Below are 20698 nucleotides of genomic sequence, written 5' to 3'. Positions count from 1 at the left end.
TGCCCCCTCGGCGCTCGGGGGCTGCGGTTCGCGGTTGGTCAGGCTGCGGTGTTGAGGGGGCGTCCGCCCCAGCGGATGCCCTTCTCGCTGCGGACGCGGGCGCGTTCCTTGCGTTGGGCGGTGAGTACGTCGGGGTGGCGGGCGTTGGTATTGCGCCAGCGCAGGTAGCGGTGCAGTGCCTGGTTTGCGCGGGGTGGCTGCGGTGGTGGGAGTTGGCCAGGGTGAACTGCCGCAGCGGGCCGAAGTGGGCCTCGATCGGGTTGGCCCAGGAAGCGTAGGTCGGGGTGAAGCACAGCTCGACCTTGTTCTTCTTCGCCCAGCGGCGGATGTCCACGCCGGTGTGGGCGGAGAGGTTGTCCAGGATGATGTAGATCGGGGCGCCGTCGAGTCGGGCGGCGCGGATCGACTTGAGCGCGGCCAGGGTGTTGGCGGTGCCCTTGCGACGTCGGTTGACGCCCCACAGGCGGTCGTCGCCCCCGGAGTAGCAGCCGTGGAAGTAGGTGACGCCGTGGGTGCGGCGGTAGGTCGCCGGCAGCCGGTTTGGCTTGCCCTGCTTCGCCCAGCAGGAACCCGCGGTGGGCCGGATCCCCAGGGGCCCGAACTCGTCGAAGGCGAAGACCCGGTCCGGGAAGCGTTCCAGCACCTGCTCAATCCGATCGAGCTTGGCGTCGCGATCAGGGTCGGGCGACTCCTTCCAGGTCTTGGTGCGCTGGAAGGTGATGCCGCGGCGCCGGAGCAGGCACCGTAAGGCTGACCGATTTGATTATTTATCGTCAGTGATCATAGATTGGTCTGTATGGAATGTCTTCGGCTCTCACAGGCCGCGGAGTGTGTCGGTGTTCACCCTGTGATGCTTGGTGTTTGGGTTGGCTCGGGGTGGATGCCGGTGGCGTGGGTTGGCGGTGAGGGCCGGTTTTTGTGGATCGGTGTTGAGGCGTTGAGTCGGTGAGCGGGAAGCTGCGACTGGGCGAAGGCGAGACGGCCCGGACCGCGTGCGCCCGCGCTGTGCTGCGCACCGGTGTGGACGAGGAAACCGGTGAGGTCCTGTCCCGGGCGGTGCTGGCGCAGCGGATCGGTTGGTGTGCCGATCTGGTGGCGGGCATGGTGGCCGCGCTGATCGGCGAGCACTGGAACAGCGTGGATGTGCAGGTGTTGGCTTCCGGGGTGGATGCGGGTGGGCGGCGGTTGCCGTCGCACGCGTGGATGGCCGTGCGACGCCTCGGGTGGACGGTCGCCCCGCCTCGGGGTGTGAGGGTCAATGACCGGATCGTGCGGATGGCGCAGGAGCAGGCGGGGCGTGCGCTGCGTTCGGCGGCGTGGCGTGCCGATGTGACGGCCGGGGTCCTGTCGTCGTGGCCGGCCGATCCGCGTAGGCGCACTCCCGCCGAGTGGGATCAGGTGCGCCGGGCGGTCCCTGGCGGCGAGTATCTGCCGGCCAGCATCATCAAGGGCCGTACCCGGCAGGCCGCCACGTTCGCCAAGGCCAATGGTCGCCTGCCGGTGGACGTGTTCGAACTCGAAGGGGTTCCGCGGATTCCGCGGATGTTGCTGTTGGCCGCGTGTGATCGGCAGCAGGCCACGATCGAGCGTTGCGATACCGACCCGGGCAGGGCGCTGCTGCGGCTGCAGTTGCCCACCCGTCCGGATCCGCAGACGTATCGGGACTGGACCTGGGTGGCCTGTCCGATCAGGCTGCCGTCCACGGTTCCCGCCGCGGCGGTGCTGCACCTGCCGACCCTCCGCCTCACCGACGGGACGGTGCGTGCCGACATGGCGTACACGCACGCCGTGCCGAAAGCCGCGCGCACCGGCCACACCGTGGCGCTCGGCGTGGATTGGGGCCTCAACACCCTCCTCAGCGCCGGTGCGCTGCGACTGGGAAAGGATGGGCGGATCACGGCGTTGGGGGCTGGTGGACAGTTCCGCGCCGCCGGGGTCCTGGCCAAGCAGCACCGCCTGCGCCGCCACAGTGAGCGGCTGCACGCGAAGGCCGACCACTACCAGCGGCTGCTCGGCGGCCACCCCGACGAGCAGGTGAGCGCGAAACACGAGGTGCTGGCCGGCGAGATCCGCCACGTGTCCACCCGCCGCGCGAACGCGCTCGCCTGGGCCGCCGCCCGCTGGACCGTCGACCAGGCGATCGCCGCCCGGGCGACCGTCATCTACCTGGAAGACCTGCGGTCGATGGAAGCCAAGGGCATGGGGCACAGCCTGAACACGCGCCTGTCCCAGCAGGTCCGCGGAAAGATCAGCGACCGGATGCGGCACCTCGCCGCCGAGCACGGTATCGCCGTGGTCACCGTCCCCGCCCGCAACACGTCCAAGCACTGCCCGCAATGTTTGACCCCGCTACAGCACCGTAAAGCCCCCGACCGGCCCACCACACCGGGATGGAAGTGGGCCATCTGCCCCAACCAGTCCTGCCGCTGGCAAGGAGACCGCGACCACGGAGCATGGCGGCGCATCGCCGCCCGCGGCCTCACCCACCAAGCCAAAACCATCACCGACAAGACCAACGGCGCCATGATGATCCGCACGGTCGTCGACACCCTCGAAGCCGCAGCCGTCGTCACCCCCAGCACCCCCACAGGCAGTCGGAGGGACCGGTCGAAGACCGGCCCCACCCGGCACAAGCCACCACGCCCCGCGCCCAGGCGACGCAGGGCACCCTCCCCCACCAGACCTCACGGTCAGGCGGGTAAGCGTCCGGAGGGACACGCACCAACGGACCGGAGGCTGCCCCGCGCGGCGCACCGGCACCAGGGCGTGAACACGATCAGCACACCCACCGCCGGCCACCAGCCGAGAGGAGCCGCACTGGGCGCAGGATTCCATCTCCACGCCCACGCCTCCCCACCGCGGTGGGAAACGATCCCGGAAACCCCATCCGACTCAGGATCACTAAGCTAATCAGAGACGCTTCACGGCCGATGCGGATGACGCGGCCGTGCACTTTCCGCAGGTAGGCGGCGAGTTTGCGGATCGACCAGTGGGTGAAGGGTTGGCCGAGCCTGGTGGGGCGAGTGGCGGCCGTCCGGATGACGAAGTCCTCGTCCTCACGACTGAGTAGGCGGCGACGGCCTCCCGCCCACTGAGGGTCCAGGCAGGCCAGGCCGATCTCGTTGAAGCGGTGGATCACATCGCGCACGGTGTCCTCGTCGGCCTGGACCAGCTGGGCGATCACCGGCACCCGGTTCCCGCCCGCCGAGGCGAGCAGCATCATCGCGCGCCGGTAGCGCACCGAACTCGTGCTGCCCCTGCGCATGATCTGCTGCAGCTTCTGCCCCTCCTGGTCGGTCAGTCTGCGTACACGGACAGGCTCGGCCACCGGGCCTCCAGCGATCGGATCGGACGTCGCCGCACATCCAACCGCCACGACCGCCAACCCGGTGAACCTATGCGGTCACAGCACTAGCGAGGAATCCCGGTCCCTTCAGGGCCGGGAGGAATCGCGTCACGAGCCGGGATGTTTCTGGTTTTCGATGTACTCGCGGATGACGGCGAGGGGTGCCCCACCGCACGATCCGGCGAAGTACGACGGCGACCACAGGTGACCGTGCGTGATGTGCCGGTTGATCCGGCCGGTGAATTCCTGCCGCAGGTAGTACGCGGAGACGCCTTTGAGCCGGCTGACCAGGGTCGAGATCGGTAGTTTCGGTGGGTAGTGGACGAGGAGGTGGACGTGGTCGTCTTCGCCGTTGAACTCCCGCAGTTCCGCACCGAGCTTGGCGCACACGTCAGCCATGATCTGCCCGCACCGGGTGAGCATCGCGTCGTTGAGCACGTCCCGCGGAACGCCCTCGGACTACGCCCGTTTGCCCTCAGTTACCCCGGATCTGCCAGCTCCTGTTGACGACCACGCCGGCGTCACCAACAGGGCGCCGCGCACCCGCTGGCCCGCCACGTGAAGCTGGCCGACTTGGCCGGCAACAGCTGGGCGGGGAGGGGTCGCGAAGCGGCCACCGGCGGGCGGTCGCCGCGCTGCTCGCCCCGCACGGTCCAGAGGCCGTCGTGGCGGGCCTGCTGCACGACGCCGTTGAGGGGTCAGCCGCGTCACCTACGCCCAGATGCACGCCGCCGGTCGTCCGGCGAGCGGGCGGCCCGAACGGCGAACCTCAAGTAATGCTCAAAAGGTTGACCCTGCCTTACACATTCTGATATTTCTATACATGAAAGGGGGTGAAAAATAATCGGTTCTCGCAGTGATTGACCCTGCCCGGAATTCGACACTCGTCGGAACTCCGAGAGAATCACCCTTGTCCGGGATTCGACACTCGTTCAGCACGGCGACAAGCACAAGGAGAATGTCCATGCGTACCTGGAAGAGGAGAGGTCTGCTACCCGCAGCAGCTCTCCTTGCATTGGCCCTGCCCTTAAGCAGCAGTCTCGTTCTGAATTCGACCGCCCTCGCGGCCCCGCGCATCACCACACCCGAGCAGTTCTTCGGCTTCCCACTCGGCACCGAAGGCAGGCTGGCCCGCTGGGACGACCTGGTCAAGTACTACAAGCTCGTCGCGGACAAGTCCCAGAAGGTGCTTTACCAGGAGATCGGCAAGACGGCGACAGGGCAGCCCTTCCCGCTCCTCACGGTCAGCTCACCGGACAACCTCAAGAACCTCGACCGGATCAAGGCGAGCAACCAGCGACTGGCCGATCCGCGCGGCCTGACCGAGACGGAAGCCAAGAAACTCGCCGCGCAGAGCAAGTCCGTCGTCCTGCTGGAAGCCGCGATCCACTCAACCGAGGTGGGCACCGCACAGGTCATTCCGAACATTCTCCACCGGCTCGCCGACGAGAAGTCGACCACGGTTTCGGAAATTCTCGACAACGTGGTACTTCTCATCATCCCGGCGCAGAGCCCGGACGGTACAAAATGGGTGGGCGACTACTTCAACAAAACCGCGGGAACGAACTACGCTCGCACCTATCCCGACCTCTACCAGAAATACACCGGGCACGACGACAACCGCGACTGGTTCATGATCACGCAGCCCGAGACGCAGATCAGCGTCGCCCTGCAGAACGAATGGAAGCCGCAGGTCGTCCAGAACCTGCACCAGATGGGCAACAGCCGGGGCCGGATCTTCATCCCGCCGTACCTGTCGCCGAACGACCCGAACATCGACCCCATCACCGTCCAGCAGACCAACTCCCTCGGCATGGAGATTTCGCGGAGCCTGACCGCCGAGGGCAAGAAGGGCGTGCAGTGGGGCTCGACCTACGACTACTGGACGCCGTCGCGCCAGTACATGACCTACCACGGCGCGCCGCGCATCCTCGTCGAGGCGGCGAGCGCACAGGACCTCGCCTACACCTACAAGAGCAGCAACGGTGGCCCGATCGGTCCGCAAGAGCCGGACACCAACTTCATCGAGCCGTACGACCAGTCCACCTGGACGCTGGCGCAAATCGTGGACTACCTCGACACGGCGGTCTTCGGCGCGCTGAGCAACGTCGCCAAGTACAAGACTGAGTGGCTCTACAACTTCTACCGCACCCAGCGCAACGCGGTGGACCCGAGCGCCGACAAGCCGTTCGCCTACGTGGTTCCGGCCGGTCAGCGGGATCCATTCGCCACGTACGAGCTGCTGAACACCCTGCAGACCGGCGATGTCGAGATCGAGCAGGCCACCTCCGTCTTCACGGCCAACGGCAAGCGGTACGAGGCCGGTTCCTGGGTCATCCGTTACGCACAGCCCTACGGCCGGTTCGCCAAGACCTTGCTGGAGGTGCAGCGGTACCCGGACCTGCGGGAGTACCCGGGCGGCCCGCCGCAGAGCCCGTACGACGTGACGGCGCAGACCCTGCCGATGCTCCTGGGCGTCCACGTCGACACCGTCGCAAAGCCCTTCACGGCCTCGACCACCCAGGTCAAGAAGGTGCAGCCGGCCAACCCGGCGTTCCCCGGCGACCCGGGAGGCAACGGCGCCTACCTGGTCAGCCCGGAGTCCTACGGCACGGCGATGATGATCGCCGCGCTGCAAAAGGCCGGTGCGGGAACCTTCCGTGCCAGCGCTGAGTTCTCGGCCGGCGGACGTACCTACGCCCCGGGCACACTGATCGTCGAGCCGAGCAAGGCGGCGCAGACCGCCCTGCAGGATGTCTCCCGGAAGACCGGCATCCCTGTCTTCAGCGTCGGGCAGGCGCCGCAGGTGGCGGCGGAGCAGCTCAAGGACAACACCCGGGTCGGCCTCTTCCGGGGCATCAACAACATCCCGGGCGGCTGGATGAAGTGGCTCTTCGAGCAGTATGGCATCGGGTTCAACGAGGTCGTCGCCGCCGACTTCGCCAGCGACCTCAACGCGAAGTTCGACACGATCGTGCTGCCGGCGGGGATCAGCCGGACTGACATCGTCTCGGGCCTGAACCGGGACCGCTACCCGGCCGAGTGGTCCTGGGCGTACGGGGTTGGCGAGGCTGGCTGGGCCGAGCTGCGCAAGTTCGTCGAGGACGGCGGGACGCTGCTGGCGATCGGTGACTCGGTGGCGACCGCGCGCCAGCTTGCCTCGCTGCCGATCACCCCGGCGCTTCCCTCCGACGAGCACCAGTTCTTCTCGCCCGGCAGCATCCTCAGCCAGCGGTTCGACACCTCAGACCCGGTGGCCTGGGGTATGCGCCCGGACACGCCGGTGTGGTTCGGCGAGGGCGATCAGGCGTACAACGTCACCGGCGGCGACGTGGTCTCCTCGTTCCCGAAGTCCGGTGAGCAGTTGCAGAGCGGCTGGCTCATCGGCGGGGAGCACCTCAACGGCAAGGCCAACATCGTCAAACACCAGGTGGGCGAGGGTCTGATCGTGACCTTCGGTAGCGAGCCGACGTTCCGTACGTGGTCTCGTGACCCGAGCAAGCTGCTGTTCAACGCGATCTACCACGGCCCGTCCACCGCAGTGGACGCGGCGGCACTGCCGGGGGCGCTCCGCGGTTAGCTGCGGCGTCGAACCAAGGCTCCGGACACCGAGGGGGTCGCGTCCCGGCGGACACGGCCCCCTCGCCGCCGAATGTCACTGCTGCCCGAATTCTTGGCGACTCGGGCCAATCTCCGACGGCGTGTACGCAGTTCAGAGTGGCATTCACCACTGCATTCGACAGTATCGAGAAATGCCGGTGTAACGCCGACGAAAGCAGCGGCCCGCAAGATCCGAGGCACTTCCCCCTGCCCCCGACCTTTACGGAGGTTGCGTTGTCCCTCGACCAACGCCGGCTTCTGCCAGCCCGACGGATTGCTACCCTGACCGCCCCGGTCGTCACCGCCGCGCTGGCGGCAGCGGCCGTACTCGCCATCACATCGACCGGCGTCGACGAGCCGGACGGCCCGCCGTCCGGCGCCGCCACCGGCGGTGTCATCGCCGCCACAGAAATCCAGAGCGTCGCTTACCAGACAGCGGTCGCCGGGGCCAAGACGAAGAAGCCCAAGGTGACCGTGATCGGCACCGGCGGCACGATCGCCGGCGTCGCCACCTCCCGGAGCAGCTTCACCAACTACCGAGCCGGCCAGATTCCGATCGACCGGATGGTCGCCCAACTCCAACCCGAGATCGGCGAGGTCGCCGAGGTGTCCACCGTGCAGTTCGGCAACAAGGGTTCCGGCGGCTACACCATCGCCGAGCTCCACGCCCTCACCCTCGCCGTGGAGCAGGCGCTGCAAACCTCCGAAGCGGTGGTGGTCACCAGCGGGACGGACACCATGGAGGAGTTCGCGTACTGGCTGGACCTGACCGTGCAGAGCCGTAAGCCGGTGGTGATGACGGGGGCGATGCGCCCGTGGGCGGCCGGCACGGTTGACGGGCCGCAGGTGATCGGCGCGGACGGCCCCGCGAACCTCTACAACTCGATCGTCCTGGCCGCCAGCCAGTCCACGTACTGCTACGGCACCGTGCTGATGCTCAACGACGAGTTCCACACGGCGCGGGACGTGACCAAGTCCAGCACCACCCGGATGGACACCTTCCAGACCCGTGAGCTGGGCGTACTCGGCTGGATCGACGGCTCGGAGATCAAGGTCGGCCGGGCGCCGTCCCGGGTCGCCGACTGCGATCAGAAGAACCGCTGGCTGACCCCGTTCAAGCTGAGCGACGTCAAGGTGGAGTCGCTGCCCCGGGTCGAGGTGGTCTACAACTACCAGCAGGCCGGCGGTGAGGCGATCACCGCGTTCGCCGACGCAGGGGTCAAGGGCATCGTGACCGCGGGTACGGGAGCCGGTGGCATCTCCTCTGCCCAGTCCGCCGCCCGGTCCGGGGCGATCGCCAAGGGCGTCTTCTTCGTCAGCACCAGCCGGGTCGGCTCCGGCTCGATCAGTGGCGGCAGCAGCACCGCCCCGATCTTCGACGGCGACGACCTGCTGCCGCAGAAGGCCCGGCTGCTGTTGATGCTGAGCCTGGCGACCGCCCCCGGGGACGCGGTGAAGGTCCGCCAGCTGGTCGAATCGCTCGGCAACCCGGAGTGGAACACCGCTCCCCTCGGCAATCCGCAGAACTGACGGTCGGGGGCCGGCACAGCGCGGTGCCGGCCCCCCTGTCCCGCCACGATCGGCAGCCGGGGGCGACACGGTTCAGCGACCGACGCGGGCCTTGATCAGGCGCGGTACGGCGTGAAGTATGCCAATACCCGTGCCATGGCCTTGAGCTGGAGTTCCGAAGATCCCGACGTTGCGGCGCGGTCACGCATCGAGTTGAGGTTGCCTCAGACCTCCACCACGCATGGCCTGCATGCGGAGGTGCCATTGACCAGCGAGACAGCCGGAATGAACTTTCCCTCGTCACCAAGGCAAAACGCGCACCAGCGCAACTGCACCGGCACCTCGTCAGTTACATCAGCTGCCATGACTCGTGGCCTCGAACGACGCTTGACATGATCGCAGGGCGACAACCGCGCGACTCGCGGCAGATGCGGATGCGATTCCGGCCGCGCGGCGAGACTGGACCGGGTCGCAGTTGCCACTTCCAGCCGACAAGAGTTGCCGCGGAATGGCCGTCCTCCGTCGGTCGTCGGTAAGGCTGCGATTCTCGCAGCCCAGTGGTCGACGTAGGTCTTAATCCCGTCGGCATTGCGCGGAATGCCCAACCAGTCCCAGGCAGCGTCGCGAATCTCCCGTTGGGCGATCATCTCGGTGCCATCGCCGTAGTCGAACGGGTAGCCGTCGACGATGTCCGACAAGTCCGCGTAGATGCTGTACAGCCCGCCGACATTCCCCACGTCGTCCCTGAGGAGCAGCTCGATCAGCGCACACTTCAGCTCCTCGACGAGCCCCACCGGATCTTCTCTGCCCTTCAGCACTCGATGCATGTATCCATCGATGAGGTCGATCACAGCAGCCAAGGAAGACGACACGGCGTCGGTCACCCTCTCATGGTCGCTTGCCGTGTCACCCGCGCCGCTCCTGACCCCGGCAGCGCGCAATGTTCCAGGGCCACGATGCCGCGAAGAGACGAAAAGATCGAGTGCGCGCTCATCGGCATGTCCGGACGTTCCTGGCTCTTCGAAATTGGTGGGGGTTTGAGCGCCGGGCGGGGTTCCGCTGTGGACCTTGACTGATAGATGCCCGCAGCTCTCGTAGATCATGTTGTTGTCGAAGCAAGATGATCACAACAGAAGTGCTACGGGCGTGGTAAACGATACGACGCGGTTGTTGGGCCTTGACGGCTTGGCCGTGGTCGGGGTCGCCGACGACCCCGACGGACCGGTGGTGCACCTGGTCACCGGTGACGAGTGGGTACGCCACTGCCCGGACTGTGGCACCCAGGCGCGGCGGTTGAAGGCCGGCGGGTGACCCGGCCGCGTGACCTGCCGGTGGGTGGCCGCCGACCGCGGCTGGTGTGGGCCAAGCGCCGCTGGCGCTGCGACGAGCCGACGTGCCGGCGTCGCTCGTTTACCGAGTCGGTCCCGGCAGTACCGCCGCGCAAGCGGCTAACCACACGGTTACGGGCTGCGGCCGGGGCGGCGGTGGCCGATCAGGGCCGCACGGTCGTCCAGGCGGCTCGGGACCATGCGCTGTCCTGGCCGGTCGTCGCGGCGGCGTTTGCCGGCGTAGGGGTCAACGTGCACAGCCAGGTACAGCTGAACGTGCACAGCGTCGTGCAGATGGCGGAGGCACGTCCGAGCCTTCAACCGGCCGCAAGCCGGCCAGCGGATTCAGCGAGACCCACAGGTACGGGCGGGCGGCCATCGTGACGTTCCGTTACCGCTGAGCCGGCATCGACCGTAGGGCCTATCCGCTTCTAGTCGATGTGTGGTTGTCAGATTCGCTCGGCGAGTAGGGGCTGGCCAGGGCCTGACAGTTCGTTGATGGGGTGGCCGCGTCCGGCGATGGCCATGAGAAGGGCTTCGCCTGGCCCGCGTACTTCGGGGCCGGAGCCGCGTGACCAGTCCAGGTCGGTGGCGACGAGGGTGAGGCCGCGGGCTCGTTTGGGTGCGCCGATAGGCGGCGCGGTCAGCGCTAGCCGCAACGCGGTTCGCAGACGGTCGTGGGGTATCTCGCGGGGCATGTCGAGTGGGCGGCGAATGTCCTGTTGGTGGATCATCCCGTCCACGAGCGCGATCATCCCGCCGCGCGCGGCGGTCAGCCCTCTGGGCTGCTGGTGGGCACGTAGCAAATCGATCAGTTCCTGCGGGCTACGGGAGTACTCACGTATGCCGATCTCGTTGGCCTTGCTGAAAATGAACCCGCCACGGGCGAAACGCTTGATCGTGCCCGCCCAGCCCAGTTCCTCGTAGCTGATCACGTGAGCGATCACCTCCCGGACGGTCCAGTCATCACACAGGCTCGGCGCCTCCCACTGCTGTGGGGTCAGCGTGCCGAGGAAATCGGCGAAGTCGCCACGCTCTTGCATGGCAAGGGTCATCACGTCTGCCGTATTCGACTCTTGGCTGCTCACTTGGCCACCTCCACGAACCTCCGCGGTGCGTTGCGTGTTCTGTGCCTGCAATGATGACCAGCCTCCCATTGGGGGCCGACAGCTTGTCTCGCCGCGCGGCGATCTTGGATCAGTGCACGCTCATACCGCGACGCGCGCGGCAACTCGGGCGTCAAACAGTCACCCTCCGTTATCACGATCTTGGTTCGGCTCGGACAGCGAGCGTCGTTGAAGTTGATGGCCCGATTGACGGCAGGGTGGCGGACCTCCGGAACCAATCGTTGAGCGTCGTTATGGACCTGTGCACGTTCGGGCGTACCCGGTTGGGCACGTTGGCCCGTACGCCGACAGCGTTCACCAGTCACGCCCGGGCGGTGCTGCCGGCCCAGCCCGAGCCGGTGCAGGGTGCTCGGTATCGACGAGATCCGCCGAGGCCGGCCGAGATGGATCCCCGACGAGGTCACCGGGGTCTGGCAGACCGCCGTGGACCGTTGGCACCTCGGCTTCGTCGACCTGTCCGGCGAGCAGGGCCTGCTCGGGCAGGTCGAAGGCCGCACCGCCCAGGCGGTCATCGCGACCAAGCCTGGCGCGACGCGGTCCGGTACGTCGCGATCGACATGTGCACGATCTTCAAGTCGGCGATCCGCCGGGTCCTGCCGCAGGCGGCCCTGGTCGTGGACCACTTCCACCTGGTACAGCTGGCGAACCAGACCCTCACCGAGGTCCGCCGCCGGGTCACCGTGACGCACCGCGGCCGGCGCGGCCGCAAGGGCAACCGTGAGTGGGACCTGCGCAACCGGCTCACCCGTTCCGCCGCCCGGATGCGCGGCGAGCACGTCGACGCTCTCCTCGACGAGCTGTCCAACCTGCCCAAGGCGATCGGCGAACCGATCACCCCGGCGTGGAACGCAAGGAAGACCTCTTGGACCTGCGTGCCACCGCCCGGACCCGCCCGGACCGGGAACAGGTCCGCGATCTGCTGTACCGGTTCTACCGATGCTGCGCCGACGCCGGCCTTCCCGAACTGCAGCGCCTGGCCACAACCGTCGAGACGTGGTGGCCAGAGATCCTGGCGTTCCTGCACACCGGGATCACCAATGCCGGCTCCGAAGGCACCAACCGGGTCATCAAGACCGTCGCCCGCGTCGCCTACGGCTTCCGCAACCCCGTCAACCAGCGCTTACGCACCCGCTGCGCGACCACCCGGCGAGCCCGTGGGCACCTCGACGCCCGCTAATTTCGTTGAGCCCGCACCTGTGATCGTGTTGGCTACCGGCACCGAACTGTCAGTACCGCTGGTGTCCGCTTGGCTGTAGCAGGGAGTTAAACGTGCAGGACATTGTCGTCGACCCCGGTGCCCATAATCGGGCAGCCTGGGACAAGTATGTCCAAGAGGGCAACGAGTGGTCGAGGCCGGTGAGTGCTGAGGATGTCGAGCGCGCCCGCACGGGCGACTGGTCGATTGTTCTCATCGGGCGTGAGCCAGTCGACCGCTCCTGGCTGCCGACGGACCTGACCGGCAAGGACGTGTTGTGCCTGGCCTCCGGCGGTGGCCAGCAGGGTCCGATCCTCGCCGCCGCAGGGGCGCGGGTCACCGTGTTCGACAACTCGCCCCGCCAGCTCGGCCAGGACCAGATGGTGGCGGCGCGCGACGGACTCGAGCTGCGCACCGTCCTGGGTGACATGCGCGACCTCAGCGCCTTCGGCGACGCAGCATTCGACGTTGTGTTCCACCCGGTCTCGAACTTATTTGTACCCGACTTGGCACCGGTGTGGCGCGAGTGCTTCCGCGTCCTGCGACCGGGCGGAGCTCTGCTCGTGGGCTTCCTCAACCCTGATGTGTACTTGTTCGACCACGAGGCCCTCGACGAGCGCGGCGAGCTGGTCGTCGTGCACAAGCTGCCCTACAGCGATGTCACGCAGTACTCCGCCGAGGAACGCGCCACGAAGTTCGGCGCGGATGCCCCTCTTGAATATAGTCACACACTCACCGACCAGATCGGCGGGCAACTCGCCGCGGGGTTCGTCCTCACCGGCTTCGCAGAAGCACCGCACCAATCCAACGCATCCGCCCAATACATGTCGAACTATTTTGCGACGCTGGCGGTCAAGCCAGGCTGACCCGGCCGCAGCGCCGGCCGAGACGGCCGTGAACAACGAAATGCCATTCGAAGATTGGCTACTGGTTTATTCGATATGGCCAATCTCCGACTGGCCAAGTGGAGCGCTGTGCCAGCCGACCCCACTAACTTCGCTGACCCACGTTCCTCCGGGCGCAAGCGGTCACGATCCGTAACGCTCGGATCGCGGCAGATGAGTGCACTCGATCTCGTCGGACTGGACGGCAAGTCCGACGCCGTCATGGAGCAATGCACGGAGCCGTCCGCGGTGCTGGCACACCTCTACTGCTGATCCGCAGCGCCCAGCCGTCCACCCACGTCGGCTGAGCGCGTCATCGACGGCAGATGCGGACGTTGGATCTCCACAGACTGTCGGATGCCGTTGGTATGTTTCCCCACTGATGGATGCTGGATCAGTTTGGGGGCGCTTGTGGCTGAGCCTGAGGTGGCGCTGCGACCGGTCAACGACTCCGACCTCGACGCGCTGTTCGAACAGATGCGGGATCCCGAGTCGGTCCGGATGGCGGCTTTTACCGCCAAGGATCCCGATGATCGCACCGCTTTCGATGCCCACATGGCGAAAGTCAGGACATCACCTGACGTCACAAACCGCGTTATCACGCTCGATGGACGGCTCGTCGGCAGTATCGCCAGCTTCGTAATCGACGGCGACACCGAAGTTACCTACTGGATCGACAGATCGTTCTGGGGACAGCGCATCGCCTCCCGAGCACTGGCCCTCCTCCTGGAATCGGTTCACGTCCGGCCCTTGTTCGCCCGCGTCGCGAGTGACAACGTGGGATCGCTGAAGGTGCTACAGAGAGCAGGATTCGCGATCACAGGCACGGAGACATCCTTCGCCAACGGGCGAAACACTGAGATCGAGGAAACAATCCTGCGCCTCGATGAGCCCGCAACCGCGCCATTCGATGCGCCGAGCGGGAAGAAGCAGACGCACTGATCTCGGCAAGACGAGTCTCCCAGTCAGCTTCTCGGCCCTGAGGGGCCGAGCTTGCAGATCGTGCGCGATGTCCGCAACCCGGGCCCAGTGGCGCCCGCAGGAGCGCGCACACAACCGACAGATGCGTCACAAGTGCGCGCTTTACGCGTTCGGGTCCCAGTCTGCGAGCTGCTCCATCGGCTCGGTGTCACCGGTGGTCTCCAGGCCGTCGAGCGGGACGCGCTCGTAGAAGTAGAGGACCAGTTCGCTCGCTGCGCCTCGCATCGCCATGTCGCCCGGCGCCGCGTCGGCGGCGAGGTCGTCGCAGCGGACGCCGTCGGCGTTGAGGGTCAGGCGCCAGGAGCGGCCCTCGGTCGTGTGCAGGTCGATGGTCGCCGGCTTGAACGGCCAGGGGACGGTCGTCGCCGAGACGGTCGTCAGGAACTCGTCGACGCCCTCGACCGCGACGTCCGCCGGCAGCGGCTGTGCGGCCCCCTGGGTGAGCTGGGCGTCGTAGGTGTGGACGGCGATCTCCTGGATCTGGTGCCGGGCCAGGGCTCCGCTGGTCTCCGGGGCCTGCGAGCGGCCCCACCAGGTCCAGCAGCCGCGGTCCGGGCCGGCCTCGCGCATCGCGTCGAGCATGAGCTCGGTCGACTCGGCGAGCCAGGCGTCCAGGGCTTCGCGGTCGCGGGGCGCGGTCGGGGCGCCCTTCGGGTCCGTCCTCGCCGGGGGCTCAGCGCCCGGGCCCGCCGCGACGATGGCGGCCTGGCGGCGGCGGCCGTCGCCGAGGTGCTGCGCCAGTTCGCGCAGCGTCCAGTCCGGGCAGGTCGGGACCTGGACGTCAAGGTCGGGGGCGGACGCGATCGCGGCGCGGAACGCGGCCGAGCGGTCTTCGATCAGCCGCAGGACCTCGGGGAACTCCAAGATGTTTTGCACGTCGGTTGTGTATCACGGCGCTCCGGCCGCCGGGTAGCGAATTTGTCGGATGAACGCGTCGACGGCCGGGCGGAGCGCCGGCGCCGAAGCCGTCCTGAAACTCCGCGCACTGCTCGCCAACGGCCATCCGCGCCGAGCGCCGCATGCACCTCGCCGACACGAAAACCCGCCGCCGCTCTGTTTCGCAGCCGGCGCCGAAGCCGGGGCAGCGAGGGTCACGGCGGTGGCGTAAGTACCGGCGGCGTGCGCGGTTGGTGGAGGGTCGGCATCGGCGCCGGGTCCGGCAGGCCCAGCACGAAGCCGCCCGTGAGGTGGTGTCGTGGGCGGTGGAGCAGCGGGTCGGTGTGCTCAGGGTGGGTAACCCGCGCGGGGTCCTCGATTTGGATGCGGGGCGGCGGCACAACCTGCGGCTGCGGCAGTGGCAGATCGGCCGTCTGATGCAGGTCCTCACCGACAAAGCTGTCCAGGCCGGCATCACCGTCGACCCCGTGAACGAACGGGGCACTTCCTCCACCTGCCCCGCCTGTCTGCGGCGGGTACCGAAACCCCGCGGCCGGACCCTGTCCTGCCCGCACTGCCAGTTCACCGGGCACCGTGACCTGATCGCGGCCGCCATCATCGCCACCCGCACCCCGGGCGGCGGACCCACCACCCCGGCAGTCGTCGTGCTGCCGAAGGTGGTCACGCACCGCCGGGACTGGCCGACACCTACCCGGTGCCGGCCAGTCCCGGCGTGACCCCCGCCGCCCACCACAGACGGCGAGAGGATCAGTTGGCCCGCGCAGGCCCGCCCCACCAGATGGGTGGGAAGTCGCTCGCCTTAACGGCGAGGATCCACAACAGTGCACCGGAAACCCGGTGAACGTCTGTGGACACCGCACTAGGCCACGTTGATCGACAGTGACAGGCGAGGACGACCACGGCTCCCACCGACCCGGATGACGAGGACCACGACAACGACGGCCCGAGTGCCTGACGGATCGCCGACAGTGCGGCGGTCGGCGGGCGTCAGCGGCCGGGGGCCCGCTCCCCCGGCCGGACCAGACCCGTCTCGTACGCGAGCACCACTGCCTGCACCCGGTCCCGCAGCCAGAGCTTGGCCAGGATGCGCTTGACATGCGTCTTCACCGTCGACTCCTCCACCACAAGGGTGCCAGCGATCTCGGCGTTGGACAGGCCCCGGCCGATCAACTCCAGCACGTCCCGCTCCCGCGGGGTCAGCACGAGCAACCGCCGCCCGGCGGCCGGATCCAGCGGCCCGCCCTCCCGGGCCACCCGATCGACCACCATCCGGGTCACCGACGGCGACAGCAGCGAGTCACCCTCGGCGACAGTGTGGATGGCCGCGATCAGCTGCTCCGGCTGGATGCGCTTGAGCACGAAGCCCGACGCCCCGGCGCGCAACGCGCCAAACACGTAGTCGTCGTCGGAGAAGGTCGTGAGGATGAGCACCCGAGGCGCCGGTTCCGCCGACACGATCTCCGCGGTGGCGGCCACCCCGTCCAGCACCGGCATGCGGATGTCCATGAGCACCACGTCCGGGTGCAGCGTCCGGCACAGCGCGACCGCCCGGCGGCCGTCGCCCGCTTCACCCACCACCTCGATCGACTCGTCCACCGACAGCACCGCGCGCAACCCGGCGCGCATCAGGTCGTCGTCGTCGACCAACAACACCCGCCGCGGCTTCATCCCCGGCCTCCGTACGGCAACACGGCCCGCAACCGGAACACCTCGCCCTCGATGCCGGTTTCCAGCGTGCCGCCCAGCACGGCGGCCCGCTCCCGCATACCGACGATGCCGTGTCCGGCACGGGCCCCGACCGCGGTACCGGCAGGAGAGCCGGACCTGACCGACGCCGGGACTCGGCCGGCGGTGGCCGCCGCTTCGCGGTCGCCGCGCCGCCCCGTGACCGGATTCGTCACCTCGATCTCGACCCGGCCCGGTGGCTGGCGCACCCGCACCGTCGCGCTGCCCGTGCCGTGCCGCGCGGCGTTGGTCAGCGCCTCCTGCAGGATCCGGTATGCCGCCCAGGCAACCCCGGTCGGCACGTCCCGCGCGGTGCCCATCAGCTCGGTCTCCAGACGCAGCCCAACCGCCCGGTGCCGGTCCAGCAACTCCTCCAGGGTGCCCGGGGTGGCCGGTTCCAGCGGAGCGTCCGCCCCTTCCTCGCGCAGCACGTGGACCAGCCGGTCGATATCGCCCATGGTGGCCCGGGCCACCTCCTCTATGGTGGCGATCGCCCGCTTCGACCGGTCCGGATCGCGCTCGTGCAGCAGCCGGGCCGCGCCGGCCTGGACGAGGATCACGTTGATCGCGTGGCCCGCCGAGTCGTGCAACTCCCGGGCGATCCGGGTGCGTTCCTCGGCGACGGCGAGCCGGCGCTCGCGCTCGGCGTCCCGGGCCGTCCGGGCCGCCCGCTCCTCCAGTTCGACCAGTCGTTCCCGACGGATCCGGCTCAGATCGCCGAGCAACCAGGTGCCCGCAAAGGCGACGGCCCAGAACAGCGTGCCCGAGACCAGTCCGTCGCTCCAGCCCTGGCCGGCCACGTTCGGGCTGGCTGCCACCGGCACGAATGCCGCGGCCGAGGCCCGGGCGCCCCACCGACGCATCGGCGAAGGGTCACCGCCGTAGGCGGCGGCGAGCGTGTACACCGCCACCGCGCAGCCAATCGGAAAGTCCAGCGGGAACCGCAGCGCCAGCAGCGCCGCCGAGGACGCCGCGACCGCGAGGTAGCAGGCGAACGGCAGGCGCCGGCGCAGCACCAGCGGGAACGCGGCTCCCATGGCCAGCAGCACACCCCGCCCGTCCAGCGGCACCGCCTCGGGCGACGGCGTGCCGAACCCGTGCAACGCGAGCAACACGATCGTCGCGGCGAACGCCAGCAGGGCCGCGCCCGCGTCGATCAGGCCGGCACGACGGGTCACGGGTCCGAGGGTAGCCCGCGGGCGCGGGCCCCCGAGTCACCCGCCGGAAGCATCCCGGCTACCTCCCCGGGGGGATGTCGGGTTCGCCCGGCGGAAGGTTTCCGCAAGGTGGTCTCCGTTCGTAGCGTCGGTCCCGCTCTGTCACGCGTACGAGGAGATCGGGATGCACGACAATCCACGAACACCCCCGGGCAGCCGGTTCGCCCGGCACGCCGGCTGGTCGTACCGGCACCGCTGGCTGGCCCTGCTGGTCTGGGTCGTCGCGGTGGTGGGGGTAAGCGCCGCGGCGCAGGCGGCAGGCAGCGACTACCGCAACGACTTCTCGCTACCCGGCACCGAGTCGCAGCGGGCGCTGGACACCCTCCGGGCCGAGGCGCCGGCGGCCGCCGGCAGCACCGTGCAGATCGTGCTCGCCGCCGAGGACGGGCTACGGACGCCGGCGGTTCAGCAACGGGTGACCGCAATGCTCGCCGAGGTCCAGGACCTGCGCCACGTCGCGGCGGTGGACGACCCGTACCGCAATCCGGGAGCGCTGTCGGCTGATGGCACCATCGGGTACGCAACGGTGACGCTGGACGTGCAGGCGACGGAGATGCCCGCCGAGGACACCCGGACGCTGGTCGACACCGCGCGGCGGGCCGACGGTGACGGGCTCCGGGTCGAGCTCGGCGGCGAGACGGTCCAGGGCGTCGAGGAGGCCGGGGGCGGCCCGGCCGAGGGCATCGGCATGCTGGCCGCGCTCGTCATCCTGGTGTTCCTGTTCGGCTCGGTGCTGGCGGCCAGCCTGCCGCTGGTCATCGCGATCTTCGCGGTCGGCACGGCGATTGGGCTGGCCATGCTCGCCTCGCACGTGGCCACGGTCGCCGAGTTCACCACGCCGCTGATGATCCTGGTCGGGCTGGGTGTCGGCATCGACTACGCGCTGCTGCTGTTCTCCCGGTTCCGGACCGAGATCCTCGCCGGATTCGATCGGCCCGAGGCGACTCGGCGGGCGGTCGACACCGCCGGACGTACCGTGCTGTTCGCCGGCCTGACCGTGATCGTCGCCCTGCTCGGTCTGGTGGTACTCGGCCTCGGCTCGTTGCAGGGCGTGGCGGTCGCCGTAGGGCTCACCGTGCTTGCCACCATGCTCGCGGCGCTGACCCTGCTGCCGGCTCTGCTCGGGCTGCTCGGAGGCCGGATCGAGCGGTCCATCCGGAAGCGGGCGGTCAAGGCACGGCCCGACGGTCACGGCTGGGCCCGGTGGACCGCCGGCATCCAGCGGCACCCATGGGCGGCAACGCTGGTCGCCACCGTAGCGCTGCTGGCGTTGAGCGCACCGTTGCTGGGCCTGCGGTTGGGCATCGCCGACGCCGGCAACAACACCGAGGCCAGGACCAGCCGGCAGGCGTACGACCTGCTGGCCGACGGCTTCGGTCCCGGCTTCAACGGCCCACTGATCCTGGTGGTCGAGGGTGACCGGGCCGCCGCCGAGGCCACACGTCGTGCGGTGACGGAGGCCGAGGGGGTCGCCGAGGTGCCGCCGCCGGTGCCCGCTGGCGACGGGTTGTCCCTGCTGATCGTCGCGCCCGAGACGAAACCGCAGGACGCGCGCACCCAGGAACTGGTGGATCGGCTGCGGACGGACGTGCTGCCCCCCGTCGAGCGGGATACCGGGGCAGACATCCTGGTGGGCGGGCCGACCGCCGCCACAGTGGATTTCGCCGCGGCGGTCACCGACCGGCTGCCACTGTTCGTGCTGGTCGTCGTCGGCCTTTCGGCGTTGCTGTTGCTGCTGGTGTTCCGCTCATTGCTGATCCCGGTCAAGGCCGCGGTGCTGAACCTGCTCAGCGTTGGCGCCTCCCTCGGCGCGGTGACCCTGGTGTTCCAGCACGGTTGGCTCGGCGGGATCCTCGGGGTGCAGCCCGGACCGATCGAGGCGTTCGTCCCGATCATGATCTTCGCGATCGCCTTCGGCCTCTCGATGGACTACGAGGTCTTCCTGCTGGCCCGGATGCACGAACACTGGGAGCGGCACCGCGACGCCCCGGCCGCGATCCGCGAGGGCATGGCGACCACCGGCCGGATCGTCACCGCCGCGGCGGCGATCATGGTCGTCGTCTTCGGGTCGTTCCTGCTCGACCCCGGCCGGATGCTCAAGCAGTTCGGACTCGGGCTGGCCGTCGCGGTCCTGGTGGACGCGCTGATCATCCGTTGCCTCATCCTGCCCGCGGTGATGCATCTGTTCGGCACGCGGGCCTGGTGGTTGCCGGCCCCGCTGGCCCGCCTGCTGCCCCAGGTCGCGCTGGAGAAGGCCTCAGAACCGGTGCCGGCGCCGGTGGGTGGTCCGCGATGAAGATCCTGGTCTGGGTGCTGCTCGGCGCCGCCGCCGGGTTGATCTTCGGCGTCCTGCTCTCCGAGTTCATCGCGCTTGCGGGCATGCTGGTGGCCAAGGAACCGGTGGGGGTGAAGTTCCTCCCCCTGTACCTGGCCGTCGCGTTCGCCGCCATCGCCGCGCTCGTGGCCGCTGTGCGAGGTCGCGGCCGGTGACGGATCGTGGATTCCTGGTGCCGCCATGGCGGCACCAGGAAGTGTTAAGAGGCCGCGCAAATAGGTCAGTGGGGATCGGGCGGGTAGGAGACGGGCACAGACATCAGTGATCATGAAGGTTCCTACGCCTAGTGATCACTGGAACGCCTGTGCCCGCTGTCCCATCTTGGCTGAGCGACCCCCTGTGGGACCAGTTCGCCGCGCTGCTACCCGCACGACCCGCCACGGATCCGAGCCACCCCCTGGGCTGCCACCGCCGACGCGTCGCCGACCGGATCGTGTTCGACAAGCTCCTGCAGGTGCCGCGGTTCGGGTGCTCGTATGAGGCCATCGCCGACTCGACCTGCTCGGCCACCACGATCCGCAACCGCCGCGACGAATGGATCAACCTCGGCGTGT

17 protein-coding genes and 4 pseudogenes are annotated in these 20698 nt (G+C 68.6%); 13 read left to right on the top strand and 8 right to left on the bottom strand.

Translation table 11 applies throughout. The features are described from left to right. Positions 1–38 precede the first annotated feature (38 nt). Positions 39–757 (bottom strand): annotated as a pseudogene (locus ACFYM6_RS34690) (IS630 family transposase); the annotation flags it as partial. A gap of 188 nt (positions 758–945) precedes the next feature. On the opposite strand from ACFYM6_RS34690, the gene ACFYM6_RS34685 reads away from it, so the two are divergent. Continuing rightward, on the top strand, positions 946–2910 hold the full coding sequence (locus ACFYM6_RS34685; RefSeq protein ID WP_387281698.1) for a zinc ribbon domain-containing protein: 1965 nt from the start codon (positions 946–948) through the stop codon (positions 2908–2910). A 10-nt stretch (positions 2911–2920) separates the two neighbouring features. Here ACFYM6_RS34685 and ACFYM6_RS34680 read toward each other — a convergent pair. Further along, positions 2921–3328: pseudogene (locus ACFYM6_RS34680) on the bottom strand (transposase); the annotation flags it as partial. Between the two features lie 126 nt (positions 3329–3454). After that, positions 3455–3790, bottom strand: a pseudogene (gene tnpA, locus ACFYM6_RS34675) (IS200/IS605 family transposase); the annotation flags it as partial. A gap of 520 nt (positions 3791–4310) precedes the next feature. Here tnpA and ACFYM6_RS34670 point away from each other — a divergent pair. Both ACFYM6_RS34670 and ACFYM6_RS34665 read left to right on the top strand, forming a co-directional pair. Next, positions 4311–6926, top strand: a complete 2616-nt coding sequence (locus ACFYM6_RS34670; protein WP_387281697.1) for a M14 family zinc carboxypeptidase — start codon at positions 4311–4313, stop codon at positions 6924–6926. Between the two features lie 254 nt (positions 6927–7180). After that, the gene (locus ACFYM6_RS34665; RefSeq protein ID WP_387281696.1) at positions 7181–8476 is read left to right on the top strand and encodes an asparaginase; all 1296 of its coding nucleotides are present in this window, start codon (positions 7181–7183) and stop codon (positions 8474–8476) included. A gap of 203 nt (positions 8477–8679) precedes the next feature. On the opposite strand, the gene ACFYM6_RS34660 is transcribed toward ACFYM6_RS34665, so the two are convergent. Next, positions 8680–9339 (bottom strand): hypothetical protein, encoded by a 660-nt coding sequence (locus ACFYM6_RS34660; RefSeq protein ID WP_387281695.1) that lies wholly within the window; start codon positions 9337–9339, stop codon positions 8680–8682. A 286-nt stretch (positions 9340–9625) separates the two neighbouring features. Between ACFYM6_RS34660 and ACFYM6_RS34655 the strand changes: the two genes are divergently transcribed. Together ACFYM6_RS34655 and ACFYM6_RS34650 are read left to right on the top strand one after the other, a co-directional pair. Continuing rightward, complete coding sequence (locus ACFYM6_RS34655; RefSeq protein ID WP_387281706.1) at positions 9626–9766, top strand: hypothetical protein; 141 nt, start codon at positions 9626–9628, stop codon at positions 9764–9766. Continuing rightward, positions 9706–10167, top strand: coding sequence for a helix-turn-helix domain-containing protein (locus ACFYM6_RS34650; RefSeq protein WP_387281694.1), 462 nt, complete (start codon positions 9706–9708; stop codon positions 10165–10167). Before ACFYM6_RS34655 ends, ACFYM6_RS34650 begins: the two co-directional genes overlap by 61 nt. A gap of 65 nt (positions 10168–10232) precedes the next feature. Here the strand turns inward: ACFYM6_RS34650 and ACFYM6_RS34645 are convergent, their stop codons facing one another. Continuing rightward, positions 10233–10871: a maleylpyruvate isomerase family mycothiol-dependent enzyme gene (locus ACFYM6_RS34645; protein ID WP_387281693.1), complete on the bottom strand. Its 639-nt coding sequence runs from the start codon at positions 10869–10871 to the stop codon at positions 10233–10235. A 50-nt stretch (positions 10872–10921) separates the two neighbouring features. Between ACFYM6_RS34645 and ACFYM6_RS34640 the strand changes: the two are divergent. The 4 genes and pseudogenes from ACFYM6_RS34640 to ACFYM6_RS34625 form a co-directional block, all read left to right on the top strand. Further along, a pseudogene (locus ACFYM6_RS34640) lies at positions 10922–11587 on the top strand (transposase); the annotation flags it as partial. Between the two features lie 164 nt (positions 11588–11751). Further along, positions 11752–12087: a transposase gene (locus ACFYM6_RS34635; RefSeq protein WP_387281692.1), complete on the top strand. Its 336-nt coding sequence runs from the start codon at positions 11752–11754 to the stop codon at positions 12085–12087. 92 nt (positions 12088–12179) lie between these two features. Then, positions 12180–12971, top strand: coding sequence for a class I SAM-dependent methyltransferase (locus ACFYM6_RS34630; RefSeq protein WP_387281691.1), 792 nt, complete (start codon positions 12180–12182; stop codon positions 12969–12971). A 429-nt stretch (positions 12972–13400) separates the two neighbouring features. Next, the gene (locus ACFYM6_RS34625) at positions 13401–13931 is read left to right on the top strand and encodes a GNAT family N-acetyltransferase (RefSeq protein WP_357444105.1); all 531 of its coding nucleotides are present in this window, start codon (positions 13401–13403) and stop codon (positions 13929–13931) included. Between the two features lie 141 nt (positions 13932–14072). Here ACFYM6_RS34625 and ACFYM6_RS34620 read toward each other — a convergent pair whose 3' ends face one another. Further along, positions 14073–14846, bottom strand: a complete 774-nt coding sequence (locus tag ACFYM6_RS34620) for a maleylpyruvate isomerase family mycothiol-dependent enzyme (protein WP_387281690.1) — start codon at positions 14844–14846, stop codon at positions 14073–14075. A gap of 254 nt (positions 14847–15100) precedes the next feature. Between ACFYM6_RS34620 and ACFYM6_RS34615 the strand changes: the two genes are divergently transcribed. Beyond that, positions 15101–15583, top strand: a complete 483-nt coding sequence (locus ACFYM6_RS34615) for a zinc ribbon domain-containing protein (RefSeq protein ID WP_387281689.1) — start codon at positions 15101–15103, stop codon at positions 15581–15583. Positions 15584–15854: 271 nt separating this feature from the next. Here the strand turns inward: ACFYM6_RS34615 and ACFYM6_RS34610 are convergent, their stop codons facing one another. Together ACFYM6_RS34610 and ACFYM6_RS34605 are read right to left on the bottom strand one after the other, a co-directional pair. Next, on the bottom strand, positions 15855–16535 hold the full coding sequence (locus tag ACFYM6_RS34610; protein ID WP_387281688.1) for a response regulator: 681 nt from the start codon (positions 16533–16535) through the stop codon (positions 15855–15857). Next, entirely contained in the window at positions 16532–17770 is a 1239-nt protein-coding gene (locus tag ACFYM6_RS34605) for a sensor histidine kinase (protein ID WP_387281687.1), read from the bottom strand. The genes ACFYM6_RS34610 and ACFYM6_RS34605 overlap by 4 nt, the downstream gene beginning before the upstream one ends. A gap of 163 nt (positions 17771–17933) precedes the next feature. On the opposite strand from ACFYM6_RS34605, the gene ACFYM6_RS34600 reads away from it, so the two are divergent. The 3 genes from ACFYM6_RS34600 to ACFYM6_RS34590 form a co-directional block, all read left to right on the top strand. Further along, positions 17934–20105: an MMPL family transporter gene (locus ACFYM6_RS34600; protein ID WP_387281686.1), complete on the top strand. Its 2172-nt coding sequence runs from the start codon at positions 17934–17936 to the stop codon at positions 20103–20105. Continuing rightward, positions 20102–20299 (top strand): DUF5957 family protein, encoded by a 198-nt coding sequence (locus tag ACFYM6_RS34595; RefSeq protein WP_387281685.1) that lies wholly within the window; start codon positions 20102–20104, stop codon positions 20297–20299. The genes ACFYM6_RS34600 and ACFYM6_RS34595 overlap by 4 nt, the downstream gene beginning before the upstream one ends. A 149-nt stretch (positions 20300–20448) precedes the next feature. Next, positions 20449–20698, top strand: a 250-nt coding sequence (locus tag ACFYM6_RS34590; protein ID WP_387281684.1) for a transposase, incomplete at its 3' end; no start/stop codon positions are given.

This window comes from Micromonospora sp. NPDC006431 (assembly GCF_042870725.1).
Lineage (GTDB): Bacteria > Actinomycetota > Actinomycetes > Mycobacteriales > Micromonosporaceae > Micromonospora.
The sequence above is the reverse complement of the archived record's forward strand: the minus strand, read 5'-3'. Positions and strand labels throughout refer to the sequence as shown.